Below are 12,903 nucleotides of genomic sequence, written 5' to 3'. Positions count from 1 at the left end.
CTAATTGTTATTAATATTTTGATCGTATTCATTCAATGCGTTAAATTTGATCATCGCTCGTAATTCTTCGATGTATTCTTCTCCCCTTTGGGAGTATTTAATTAGCCCAGCAGCTAAAGCCGAACCAGTAATGGGTTGATTTTGTTTTCGGCGTTGTGCGCGAATATCACGTAATAGCTGGTAAGCAGGGTGGCTATTTAAATTATTAATATAGCTTTCAAGCGAGGCGACTGGCGTATCAAAAGCCGCAACTTCATGCACTTCGCCTGCACTTCGTTGCATGGGCACAAAACCACACCCTTGCTCATAACACCATTGGCCAAAGTAATTATTAGCCACTTTTGCAAACCTTGAGGTTCCCCAAGCACTTTCATTTGCTGCCTGTGCTAAAACCAATGAAGGCGGAAGTACATCAACCCTTTTAAGTAATTTTTGCCATGATTCTTCATCGTCAATAGTAAAGTTTTTTACTCGGTATTGAATAGCTAAATCCACAAGCTTGCGTTCATCCCACCAACCAATATTCCCTTTATTTTTATGCCAAGATAGTAGTTGTTTTCGTGTATTTTCTATTGATTGATTGTTTTCATCAATCAGCGGAGCAAAGTAACTGAAAAAAGCCATTTTTCTCTCTTTACCTGCTTTAAAATCTGAAAAATTTGGCGTACTTGGTTGAGTGGGAAAACGTAAAATAATGCCAACAATAATACCGAAAATAATGACGACAACGAACAGAATGCGTAGAGGCTTGCTTTGAAATTGTTTTTTCATCGTTATCCTCTCGCAACCTAGTCGTTCACCTAATCTTGGCTTAGTTATTATAGCTAATAGCTGAGTTTTTCATTAACGTCGTGTGTTTGCGTTAGATTTATTTTCGGACCTTTTGTTTTTAGGTACATAATTCAAAATAGAAAGAGGTACCACTTTTTTAACATCAAAACCATCAAACTCTTTTCGCTCAATAATATACCCCAAACGACTTTCAATAGCGCATAAGTTTCTAAAATTGTCTTTAGAAACAAAAGACACAGCTTCTCCCGTCGCGCCCGCACGGCCTGTTCGGCCAATTCTGTGAATATAATCATCAACCTGATCGGGCAAGTCATAATTGACTACACGCTCAAGCGCACCAATATCAAGCCCACGGGCTGCAATGCCTGTTGCCACTAAAAAGTTGATCTTTCCCGACTTGAAATCCTTCAATATTTGTTCTCGGTTTGCTTGCGTTCTGCCACTATGAATAGCTTCTGCTTTTATGTCACGTTTTTCAAGCTGACTCACCAGTTTAGCGGCACCATGTTTGGTTTCAATAAAAATCAACGCACGTTGCCATTGTAACGTTTTAATCAAATGACTTAACAATGCCGACTTATTCCCTTTATCTACTGTCACCAGCCATTGTTCTATTTTAGGTGCTGAATCAACATGTTGTACAAGTGATATTTCTACAGGGTTGTTAATTGTTCTTTTTGCTAATGCTCGTACATCATCTGAAATAGTAGCAGAAAATAATAAATTTTGACGAGCCTGCGGCAAGCGCTCAATAATTTTATTAATATCATCAATAAACCCCATATCAAGCATTCTATCTGCTTCATCTAGCACTAACATCTCAAGTTCATCAAAATGTAACGCACGCTGATGAACCATGTCTAAAAGCCTACCTGGGGTGGCAACAAGTATATCAATTCCCCATATTAAACGTTGTTTTTGCGGTGCAGCATCTACACCACCGTACATTGCCATTGAGGTAAGAGATAAATTTTGACCGTATTGAGTAATGCTGGCCTCAACCTGCACAGCTAACTCACGCGTAGGTACTAGAATAAGTGCACGTATACGCTTACCTCGCAGTTTTCTACCTACGTTTTTTTCAGCACTTTTTTCTTCAGTGCTTAGTTGTGCTAAAAGTGGTAAAACAAAGCTCGCCGTTTTGCCTGTACCCGTTTGCGCGGCAGCAATTAAATCTTTTCCTGATAACACCACAGGAATTGCTTTTTTTTGAATTTCTGTCGGTTTATCGTATCCTAAATCAGTTACGGCTTTTAGAATGGGCTGAGGTAACCCAAGGGTTGAAAATGACATGTAAATCTCAGATAAATAAATGCTTAATAGAAAGCGACCGTCAAAATACAGCCGCATACACAGTCCAGCCACCTACAAGAATTACAGGCTATTGTTGTGACTGAATTTTTAAACCTTTTAAAAAAGTAGAAAGCACGTCGTCACTACAATCACGGTAATGTTTATGATTCACATTTCTAAAAAAAGCACTGAGTTCATATTTTCCTAGGCTTAAACCAGCCAACTCAAGAATAGCAATAACATCATCAGCCTTTAACGCAAAGGCTATTTTTAATTTATTGAAAATAGTATTATTACTAAGCTGTTGTTCTGCTTGACGTTGAGGGCCATCTTTTTGCCCTCTTTTTTCAATAATTAAACCGTTTAAAAAACTGGCTAGTTGAACATCAGCTAATACCTGATACTCAACATCATCTTTTTCTTTAAAAAAAACAGTTAACTGCGCTGCAGTAATTTCGCATTGTCCTAATGAAAACACACGCAGTATGTTTTCATTATTAAAGTTTAAAATCGTGCTAATACGACGAAGAAGGTCATTATTTATCATTAAATTGCCTAGTTTGGTATAAGATATGGGATGGTGAAAGTGCTTATAGTATAACGGCTATCAGCCTATAAGCGCTATCACATTCACAAAACAAGCAATTTTAATGTTAATAAACGCTAATTATGCTTTTTCTAACGCTTGTTCAATATCAGCAATAATATCGTCTATATGTTCAATACCCACTGAAATTCTCACTAAGTCTTCAGAAACACCCGCAGACTTAAGCTCTTCTGGGTTTAGTTGTCTGTGTGTTGTTGACGCTGGATGACAAGCAAGTGATTTAGCATCGCCTATATTTACTAAGCGTAATATCATTTCTAAAGCATCAATAAATCGTCCGCCCGCTTCACTACCGCCTTTGATACCAAAACTTAAAATACCAGAAGCTTGACCATTGGTCATTTTTTGACAAAGGGCATTATAAGGGCTGTCAGGCAACGCCGCATAATTAACCCAGCTGACTTTTTCATGTGCGTTAAGGAATTTAGCAACTTTTAACGCATTTTCGCAATGACGTTCCATGCGTAAACATAAGGTTTCTAACCCTTGCATGATTAAAAATGAACTGTGTGGTGATAATGCAGCACCTGTATTGCGAAGTGGTACAACACGACAGCGACCAATGTAGGCAGCAGCCCCGAGAGCTTCGGTATACACAACATCGTGATATGACGGATCAGGTTCATTTAGCATAGGAAATCTATTTTTGTTTGCTACCCAGTCAAATTTTCCTGAATCAATAATGATGCCGCCAATAGTTGTACCATGGCCGCCAATGTACTTAGTTAGCGAGTGCACAACAATATCTGCACCGTGCTCAAAAGGACGACATAAAGCAGGACTCGCCACAGTATTATCAACAATTAAAGGTACGCCATGTTTATGCGCTATTGTTGCTAATCCTGCTAAATCAATTATATTACCTGCGGGGTTCCCAATAGATTCACAAAACACTGCCTTGGTGTTCTCATCAATCAATTGATCAAATGATGCTAAATCATCACCCGAGGCAAATCTCACTTCGATACCTTGTCTTGGTAAGGTATGGGCAAATAAATTATACGTGCCACCATAAAGCTGACTTGTGCTAATAATGTTATCGCCTGCCGCCGTAATAGCCTGAATGGCGTAAGTAATAGCTGACATACCAGACGCTACAGCTAAACCAGCAATACCACCTTCCATTTCGGATACTCGTTGTTCTAACACATCCGTTGTTGGGTTCATTATACGTGTATAAATATTGCCTGGAACTTTTAAATCGAATAAATCTGCACCATGTTGTGTGTTATCAAAGGTATAAGAAGTCGTTTGATAAATAGGCGTTGTTGCTGCCTTTGTAGTGGCTTCTGAGTCGTATCCGTGGTGCAGTGCTAGTGAGGCTAATTTCATAAAAATTCCTGATTGATGTTAAGTTAAGTAGCTGCCATTAACTTAACCTAATGGCTAAGTATTTTAAATAAAAATATCATCACTATTCACTATAAATTATGCCAATGATGCTTGTTAGCTAAAGTTTCATCCTCCCCAAATAACCCTGTTGTCACCATCTATCCATAAAGGGTACTTAGTCATTACTTTTGAAAACATAGGGCTTTGTAAATAGTTATTCAGCCATTGGCGAAGGTTTGGGTAAGGTGCTTGTAAATACCACTGACGTTCAACCCTAGCAAATTGTCGAATAAATGGTAATAAGGCGAGATCTACCAAACTTTCTTTATTTGACATGATATAAGCATGTTGTTTTAACTGTTTTTCAATAGTTTGAATATAAGCTTCACAGGCTTGTCTATATTCAAGCAAATTATCCTCATGATAACGTTTAGCACATTTATATTTTTCTAAAGCTGCTTTAAATTCATGATCAAAAGTAGCAATACTACTCAACATATTTTGCAACGACTCACCGTTAGACATTGAGCTTTGACCTAAAAGGTTATCGGGATCATTTATCTGCAATGCCCAAAGCATAATGTCTAAACTTTCATCAATAACGTTGAACGTTTTATCGTTATTCTCGAACACTAAAATAGGTACAGTGCCTTTGGGAGATGCATTGAGCATGGCTTGTGGCTTATCACTTAACACAACATCGCGTAGTTCAACCTGTTGTTTCGATTTAAATATCGCTAACCGCGCACGCATGGCATAGGGGCAATTTCTAAGTGAATAAAGAATAGGGTATGTTGTGCTTATTTTGTTCAGCATGGCAAAAATCTTTAAGGTAAATAATGTAAATTAGGTGTGATTAACCGTAACTAGCTAAAAATTTATTCACATTCGCTTTGGTTGTTTTAGATAATTGTTTAATAAGAGAAAATGGTACATTAGTAATATTAGTTCGTTCCATAATATCCTCAAGCATAGCCAACCAAAGCTTTGTTGTCATTTCAGAGTCATATAACGCTCTATGATAACTACCATTTGAAGTAATTCCTTTATAGCTAACCAATGTTCCTAGTTTGTGGTTAGGTGCTGTTTGATATAACCGACGGGACAGCAATAAAGAACAGGCAAATTGCCCCTGATAACCTCTAGAAATACGTTTTAATTCGCTATCTAAAAAGCGTTTATCAAATGACGCGTTATGCGCAACAAGATTTTGCCCTTGAATAAAATCAGCAAAGCGCTCCATCACTTCATCACATGGCGCCGCTTTACTTAACATACGATTAGTTATACCCGTATAATCTTCGATAAAATAACTAACACGGCAACCTGGATTCATCAACTCTTGAAAATGGTCAGTTACCACACCGTTAACAAGTTTTACAGCCCCAATTTCAATGGCTCTATCACCGTTATCAGGTGAAAGCCCTGTTGTTTCAAAATCAAGTACTATCAATGTATTAGCATTCATACAGATAGACTAACGAGTAGAGTTAACAAGCTGATGACAAATACCAATAACCGTTTCAGCCTGTTCTTTTGATAGTTTACTCATACAAAAAGCCTGTTCAGTAATTTTTGTACTCTGCTGTGATAACAATCTACCTGCATTCGTTAATGCAATATTTTTTTGTCGTTCATTACCCTCTAGCATTTGACGTTCAATCAATTCTTTTTGCTCTAAACGCTTTAATAACGGGGTCATAGTTGCCTTACTAAGCCTAGCATTTTTTGCCAACTCACTAATCGAAATATTATCTTTTTCCCACAACGCCATCAGTACGATAAATTGTGTATAAGTTAACCCCAACGGCTCTAATAACGGTCGATAAATACTGGTTAGGTGATTAGACGCTGAATACAAAGCGAAACATAGTTGTTCATTTAATTGGGCTACAGACAAAAAAATCTCCTACTTCAAAATAGATTAACTTAAAAACTTTATCAATTTTGCCTGTATATTATTTAATTAACAACTATTTGCTAGCAAAAGATTCGTATGCAAATAGTTTGCTAACAAATAAAATTATACTTATACTAATCAATCCAACAACAATTCAAGAGTAACAAAAATGATAAATTCAAAAATAATAACGCTAGCTTTGTTAGTGGTAACAACACCTTTAGTGTTTGCCAATAATATTGAAACAGCAAGTGATGGTGTTAACACCTTTGAAGAGCTCTTTGGTGTTACAGAAGGTAAACGTCGTAATCACACTAAAGGCTTTTGTTTTTCCGCAACATTAAAGCCAAAAGACAAAAAAATTCAACAATATAGTAACAGTAGTATGTTTACAAAAACCTCGGAAGTGATTGGTCGGCTATCTCATAAAGGCGGAAAATACTTGGCCGCCGACAATAAGCCAGGAGAATATGGTATGGGTTTGTCGATCACTACAGCTAGTAATGAAAATCACATAATGTCGATGAACACTTTAGATTTTTTCCCCGTTGCAACACCCGAAGCATTCGCAGAATTAATGCATGCGAAAGTTGCTGGCTCAAATGCAGTAAAAGCATTTAAGCAAAAAAATAAAGATTTACAGCGCTTCAAAGCCCATGAAGCAACAAAAACAAAAACACTTAAACCATATGAGGCAAACACATTTAATAGTGTAAACAGCTTTTATTTAGTTAATAGTAAAGCAGAAAAAACAGCAGTTCGCTGGTCTTTTGTTCCCCAACTACAGCAAACATTAGTGGTAACGCCCGAGCAGGATTTTTTCTTTAAAAACTTACAACAAAATTTAACCAAAAATACTGTTGCATGGGATATGATTATTACTTTGGCTAATCCAGAAGATGATGTTAACAATGCTGCTATTGCGTGGCACGGTGAGCATCAAAAAATAATCGCTGCTGAACTAACAATCAAAGCAATACAAAGAGAAGAAGCAGGAAAGTGTGACCTAATTAATTTTGATCCCTTAGTTTTATCTACGGGGTTTGCGCCATCTGCTGACCCATTACTACAAGCACGACGTAATGCTTACGCAGTATCTTTTGATAGACGTTTATCTGAAAAGAATTTAATCAAATAGCAGTTATACAAAGTATATATTTAAATTTTCTTAGCAATATAGTTATCTATATTGCTCTCTACTTTTATATTTTCACTTAGCTCCAAGCCCAAATCATACCCCACTTTCGGTATATTGATAGGCATTTCGGATAAGGTTAGTTAACACAATATGGCAAGCTGTTGCTTCGATATTAATTATTGTATTTTTCAACATCAGCGTTGATAAGCACTTTCAAAATGGTTATACACGCTGGTAATTGTTAATTAGAAACTGCGCTTGAAAGCCTAATTTATCATACAGAGGCTTACCTGCATGTGATGCTTGTAATACAATATGTGTACCTTTCCATTCTGCACAATTTACAATAATTTCAGACATCAATAAACGTGAAAAACCTTTACCTTGTACTTCAGGTTTGACGCCTACCTGATGTACACCAATAATACTTCCTGTTTTATACATAAGTGCAGTGGCAATAGCCTCGTCATTATCATAAGCTAATAAAAGGCGAATATCAGAATCATTCATTAAACTTTCTATCACTGATTGATCTATAACATATCCAAATGCTTTAGACGCAATATCTACCCATGCCATTAATTCTTGTGTTTTAGTTACCAATTTAACAGTAAAACCCTTACGCAGTTTTATTTGATCTTTTATCGTGAAAAGCACAGCAGGCGATATAGCTAGGTACATTGCAGTTTGACTGAACAAACATTGCCAGCCCTTTCTAACTAATTCTACTTCTAAACTCGATTGTTTCGTTAAAAACAGCTGTGAACTTAAATTACTGTTCTCATTTGCTTTAATGTCTGCGTTTTCAAGTTCTGACCACATTGGTACAATAGCGGTTGTATCAATATGTTTTAACTGTAAATAATTTTGGACCGATGCAGGAAGATCAAACCAGCAACGATAAGGCCAAGAAGTGTTTTTAATCAACTGCGTATTTCTATCAATAATTTGAGCGCCATATTTTTTCCATAAACAAGTAAGGTTATCTATATTCGCCTGATTAATATCCATATTCTGTCTCCCAATTAATTAATAAAACCCCAATAATTAACAAAGTTGCGCCCACTAATTTTATAGCGCCAATTTGTTTTATAGGTAAATCAAACCAGCCCATATGACTAGCAATTATTGCCATTAACAACTGCCCAGTTAACGCATAAGACATCATATTGCCTACACCCATTTTAGGAATTAAATAATAAAACAGACTAATACCTAAAGCACTTAACACGCCACTAAACCATAAAAACACAGGTACAGATTTTATTTCTACTAGCCCAGGGTACTGTTTAGTAAATACCAACATAACTACTGCCGTAAAAAACAAACTTGTGAAAAAAGCGATACTTGTTGCTACCATTGAACTGTTTAATAATACTCCTAAACGAGCATTCATTGCTGCTTGCACAGCAATTGCGGCACCTGCTACCAAGGCCATACAAGAAAATAAGAACATGTCACATCTCCACGACTATTTCATTGTAATCAAACCTAACTTTAGGAGAATCAGCTTGAGTGTCAGTTTCATGACGATAACCTATAGGGCATATTGCGGTTGCGGTTAATTTCTTTGATGCTAAATCTAAAATGGCATCATATCCCGCACTCTCAAAACCCGTCATTGGGCAAGTATCTATTTGCATTGCCGCAGCACAAGTTAACAAATTGCCCAAGGCAATATAGGCTTGCTGATGTGCCCATTCTTGTTTTTCTTCGGGTGTTTTTAAACTTAATGCTGATTTCATAAAATCAGAAAAGTTACTAAGACCCTCAACACTACCATGAGTAATTTGTGCATGTTTATTAATATAACAATCAACTGTATCATTACCCACATTAGTATGTGCTGCCAAAACAATTAGGTGTGAACTTTCAGCTACTTTATTCTGCCCGTAAGAAAAAGGCAGTAACTGCGTTCTAATATCTGCTGACTCAACCACAATAATTTTATAAGGCTGAAGTCCATAAGACGAGGCACTTAAACGTGTTGCATCAAGTAATGTCCTTAAGGCTGATTTGGTCACCTTTTTATCTGAAAATTTCTTAACCGAATAACGCCATTGTAGCGCTTCTAAAATATTCATTATTAATCCTCTGTTTTTCGGGAAAATCACAAACCTTAAACAAATACAAACTTATCTAAGTTAAGCGTATACATTGGTTTGTGATAAGATAAAACGGATAATAAAGGGCTAATTCTTTAAGTGCATTTACATAGGTTGATAAATGAACTTTATTTATAGAACACTTTGTATAGGTTGGATCAATAAGCTTTTTCTAATACGGCTTAATTGCGTTGGTGTAATAGCAAGATGTGAAGCAATATGATATTGCGGTAAACGATCAACCAAAACAGGATACATAGCCACAAAACGTAAATAACGTGCTGTAGCATCAGTTTGCACTATTTCTATTTCACGAGCCTCTTTTTCCAGCAGCCAGTTTTTCTCCAAATAATAAATTTGAAATAGCATGATTTCTTTGTTCTTATGCATGAGTGCACGATATGCCATAAAATCAATTTCAATAATAAGAGAGTCTTCCAATAACTCACAAGCAAGTTTCGATGGTGTTGACGTTAACAAAGCTGCCATTGATCCAGGAAACATACCTTCATCAAAAAATATTTTGTTGTATTCATTACCCTTTTCGTCACACGTAAAACAACGTACTAATCCCTTAAAAACATAAGCATATGAATTAGGAACATCGCCGATACTATAAAGCACATGTTGTTTTTTTAGTGATTTAAATTTACAAATCTGCTGAAATTCATACCAAGTATCGTCACTAATAGGGTAATAAAAAGACAGAGACTCCCGTAAAGCAATAAAAGCATTATATTTATCTGACATGGTTACAGTATAACTCGAAGCTTAAACCTAAAGAATATATGAATCATAACCACTAGCCTATTTAAAATATAGAGGGGATGGTTGAAATATCTATGTATACCTATGGCTAATACCAATTTCATTAAGTTTGTGATCTTGTTGTGCGAAGGAAAAATAAACCAGAACAACGTCGCCATGGAGTATTTTAACCAGCACAAGTGGGCAATAATTTAGTGAAATTAATGGTATGGATCCTCTCCACTTTATTCCTATCGCTTAACTTAACTCCTGAACTCAACAGACTGGTGTGCCACCACCATGGTCATTCGTTTAATATAACTATCATGATCTAGTCGGTAGTTGTTCGCTCACCAATTTCACTATCTAAGATCCGTTGTACCTATGCTTGATTATACTCACTGTTCTGTATTTTATTTTTAAATCACTGCTTGAGTTACTTGTATGTTGATGGGTACAAATACTGTCTTATTTATTAAGCTGTTAGTTGGAAACTAAATTTTTCAAATTCGTTCCCATTTATAATAATTGAAAGTTGGTGAAGTCCTGTATAAAACTTTCTTGTAGATATTATCTTAAATGATTGCTTGCGGATTATATGATTAGTTGAATTTTTGACGTATTCTTTTTCGCTTATTTTAAATGTTCTTTTTGATAACGATCCATTCGATTTTTGATAATAAAGTCCGTATTCTGTTCTGATCTTTATATTCTCGCTTCCTAAGTTAACCAGTTTAAAAGAAAACTCCAAAGCTTCACCTATTTTTACTGAAGGTGTGTTGATACTAAACTCATCAATTCTAATATTTTCAATTGTACCAAAACCAAACATTTTCATTGCGTCTGAATACCCTTTCTTTAGAAGTGTTCTACAACCATGTTTGATTAATTTATCGGTATTTAAAGAAAGCCCTTGCCATTTTTTTACTATATTTATCACGGTTAGTGGATTGTCTTTGGCTATATCATTCAAGTTATTGGCAACACTCTTTCGAACAAAATCAGATCCATCATTTTTCAACTTTTCCAAAATTGGAATAATCATTTGAGGATTTTTTTTCAATTTCGGTAGATCCATCGCCCAAGGTAACCTTGGTCTACAACCCTCTGAAGAAAATCGTCTAACAGTAAAATGATCATGATTTGACCAAAGTAACATTTGCGCCATCATTTTTTCAGGATAGAGAATGATAAATGGGCGAACAGCAAATTCACAACTGGTGAATTGTGTGATTTTTTCTATAGCATCAATTGAGGTTTCATAATCATCTAAACCATACTGTTCAATATAATCAGCAAGAAACATGTACCTTAACGATAAGCCACTTTGTTTAAGTTTTAGCTGTTCTATTAATTGCAGTATTACCTCAATAGCTTGCTTATAATCATCAGGTAAATGAATTTTCAATATGGTGGACAAGTGCCTCATTCGCTGTTTCAGCTTCCTGTCTAACCATTGAACGTCAAATACTTGTGCTAAAAAAGTATTTTCATCAAAATTTGGAATAGTTTTATGCAAACCTTTTGTTAATTCATCAAAAAAGGCGGTGTTATAGATGTTTTTAAATAATTCAGCCATAGTTATTATTATTCTTTTAACCTTAATATAGATTTTAATTGTTCATCGTTGAGTAACTCATCTAAAATATTTATTGAAGATTTTTCAAATGGATGTTCTTGAAATAATTTTGTATGATATGTCTCTTTAAGATTATCTAAATCATCAGACTTTTGAACTAAGTTATCCTGTATTTTAGTTATGAAATTGCTATTAAATTCTAATTTATCTGGATTTACATATCCTACTTTAATAAAACCTTTGGTTTTTTTGCTACATGAGCAGGGATTACTTTTGTTTACTAAGCTGCATTTATTATTCATGAAGTTGAATAATTCTTTTCTAGCACGAGATAATTTTTTCCGATAATTTTCTAAGCTAACATTGAATATTTCACTGCCTATTTTGTGATTTATATTAAAAATATCTCCTAAAACATAAATTAATCGCTGTTCTCGGTCTAAACACATTAACATGCCTGACATACAACTAATTTTTGCTTCTTCTACTGCCTCCATTAAAATGCTTTTTTCTTCAGCATTTAATTCTTGAGTAGCAATACTGTCCAAATTGTCACTATAACCATCAAAGCCTTTTGATATTGCGAGTTCAATGCCTTTCTTTTTCATATCTAGCATATGATTAACTGTTATTCTGTATAGCCAGGTGGTAAATGTGCTTTTATGATTAAACTTTTTTAAACTAACAATCGTTTTTATCCAAATTTCCTGATTAACATCTTCTGCATCTTGGTGGCTATATAGCATTTTAAGACAGATATTAAAGGTAAATGAATAATGTTTGTCTATTAAATTGCGTAAGGCAGCCTTGTCTCCAGACAAGGCTGATTGTATCAATTGGGAGTCACTTATCTTAAGATTCATAAGTTATGCAATTAAATACCAGAAGCCTAAATCCATTGTTTCAGGATCACACATACTCATCATTTTCATTCCTGATTCGTTATTCAAATAGCCATAACAAATTTCTTTAGTACCCCCAAGGGTTTTTCCAAACGTAATTTCTGAATAAGTTTCATTATCTATTTTACCAATAAAATGCGATAAGGTATTTTCAAAAGTGTTTAGGTGAGTATTTTCAATTTGTTCAGAAACTGAAAGTAAATTGGCCTCAAAAAAGTCACTATTATCCTTTGGCGAAAATGTACCGTGTTCAAAACAAGAAAAAATTTCAGGTATTTTAAAATTGTCTTTTAAGATCTTGTGATAATGAATTTTTACTGTTTGTGGTTTTATTGATTTCATAAATTCTTTGGCGGTATCACTACTGCTAAAACCGTTCTCGATATTTGTTATGCTTTGCATGTCCTCCGCAAAAAGCAGATTAGCATATTCACCCTTCAAATTTCTTACTAGGCAATGAAATATTAAACCTGATTGATTTTTTAAATAATCACTTTCAAATTTCATC

At 35.1% G+C, this 12,903-nt stretch carries 15 protein-coding genes; 1 reads left to right on the top strand and 14 read right to left on the bottom strand.

The features are described 5' to 3' along the window. The 7 genes from ACE1OF_RS14335 to ACE1OF_RS14305 form a co-directional block, all read right to left on the bottom strand. The gene (locus ACE1OF_RS14335; RefSeq protein ID WP_448895331.1) at positions 1-771 is read right to left on the bottom strand and encodes a glucosaminidase domain-containing protein; all 771 of its coding nucleotides are present in this window, start codon (positions 769-771) and stop codon (positions 1-3) included. A gap of 72 nt (positions 772-843) precedes the next feature. Further along, complete coding sequence (locus tag ACE1OF_RS14330) at positions 844-2,085, bottom strand: DEAD/DEAH box helicase (protein WP_448895330.1); 1,242 nt, start codon at positions 2,083-2,085, stop codon at positions 844-846. Between the two features lie 88 nt (positions 2,086-2,173). Next, a complete protein-coding gene (locus ACE1OF_RS14325) occupies positions 2,174-2,632 on the bottom strand; it encodes a DUF1456 family protein (protein ID WP_448895329.1) in 459 nt (152 codons plus the stop codon). Positions 2,633-2,752: 120 nt separating this feature from the next. Continuing rightward, on the bottom strand, positions 2,753-4,024 hold the full coding sequence (locus ACE1OF_RS14320; protein ID WP_448895328.1) for an O-acetylhomoserine aminocarboxypropyltransferase/cysteine synthase family protein: 1,272 nt from the start codon (positions 4,022-4,024) through the stop codon (positions 2,753-2,755). Positions 4,025-4,150: 126 nt separating this feature from the next. Then, the gene (locus ACE1OF_RS14315; RefSeq protein ID WP_448895327.1) at positions 4,151-4,840 is read right to left on the bottom strand and encodes a glutathione S-transferase; all 690 of its coding nucleotides are present in this window, start codon (positions 4,838-4,840) and stop codon (positions 4,151-4,153) included. 40 nt (positions 4,841-4,880) lie between these two features. Then, positions 4,881-5,492, bottom strand: a complete 612-nt coding sequence (locus ACE1OF_RS14310; protein ID WP_448895326.1) for a 3'-5' exonuclease — start codon at positions 5,490-5,492, stop codon at positions 4,881-4,883. 9 nt (positions 5,493-5,501) lie between these two features. Beyond that, entirely contained in the window at positions 5,502-5,924 is a 423-nt protein-coding gene (locus tag ACE1OF_RS14305) for a MarR family winged helix-turn-helix transcriptional regulator (protein ID WP_448895325.1), read from the bottom strand. Positions 5,925-6,093: 169 nt separating this feature from the next. Between ACE1OF_RS14305 and ACE1OF_RS14300 the strand changes: the two genes are divergently transcribed. Then, complete coding sequence (locus ACE1OF_RS14300; RefSeq protein ID WP_448895324.1) at positions 6,094-7,062, top strand: catalase; 969 nt, start codon at positions 6,094-6,096, stop codon at positions 7,060-7,062. Positions 7,063-7,284: 222 nt separating this feature from the next. On the opposite strand, the gene ACE1OF_RS14295 is transcribed toward ACE1OF_RS14300, so the two are convergent. From ACE1OF_RS14295 to ACE1OF_RS14265, 7 genes are all read right to left on the bottom strand, one after another. Beyond that, positions 7,285-8,073, bottom strand: coding sequence for a GNAT family N-acetyltransferase (locus tag ACE1OF_RS14295; protein WP_448895323.1), 789 nt, complete (start codon positions 8,071-8,073; stop codon positions 7,285-7,287). Beyond that, positions 8,063-8,518: a DMT family transporter gene (locus ACE1OF_RS14290; RefSeq protein WP_448895322.1), complete on the bottom strand. Its 456-nt coding sequence runs from the start codon at positions 8,516-8,518 to the stop codon at positions 8,063-8,065. Before ACE1OF_RS14290 ends, ACE1OF_RS14295 begins: the two co-directional genes overlap by 11 nt. Before the next feature lies 1 nt (position 8,519). Beyond that, positions 8,520-9,146 carry an NAD(P)H-dependent oxidoreductase gene (locus tag ACE1OF_RS14285; protein ID WP_448895321.1) on the bottom strand — a complete coding sequence of 209 codons (627 nt, stop codon included), beginning with the start codon at positions 9,144-9,146 and terminating at the stop codon, positions 8,520-8,522. A 153-nt stretch (positions 9,147-9,299) separates the two neighbouring features. Continuing rightward, complete coding sequence (locus ACE1OF_RS14280; protein WP_448895320.1) at positions 9,300-9,917, bottom strand: Crp/Fnr family transcriptional regulator; 618 nt, start codon at positions 9,915-9,917, stop codon at positions 9,300-9,302. 472 nt (positions 9,918-10,389) lie between these two features. Then, entirely contained in the window at positions 10,390-11,493 is a 1,104-nt protein-coding gene (locus ACE1OF_RS14275) for a DNA alkylation repair protein (protein WP_448895319.1), read from the bottom strand. A gap of 8 nt (positions 11,494-11,501) precedes the next feature. Further along, on the bottom strand, positions 11,502-12,329 hold the full coding sequence (locus ACE1OF_RS14270) for an RNA polymerase sigma factor (protein ID WP_448895318.1): 828 nt from the start codon (positions 12,327-12,329) through the stop codon (positions 11,502-11,504). 30 nt (positions 12,330-12,359) lie between these two features. Further along, positions 12,360-12,903, bottom strand: a 544-nt coding sequence (locus ACE1OF_RS14265; protein WP_448895317.1) for a hypothetical protein, incomplete at its 5' end; no start/stop codon positions are given.

This window comes from Colwellia sp. E150_009 (genome assembly GCF_053543955.1).
This window is presented reverse-complemented; position numbering and strand designations above follow the sequence as displayed.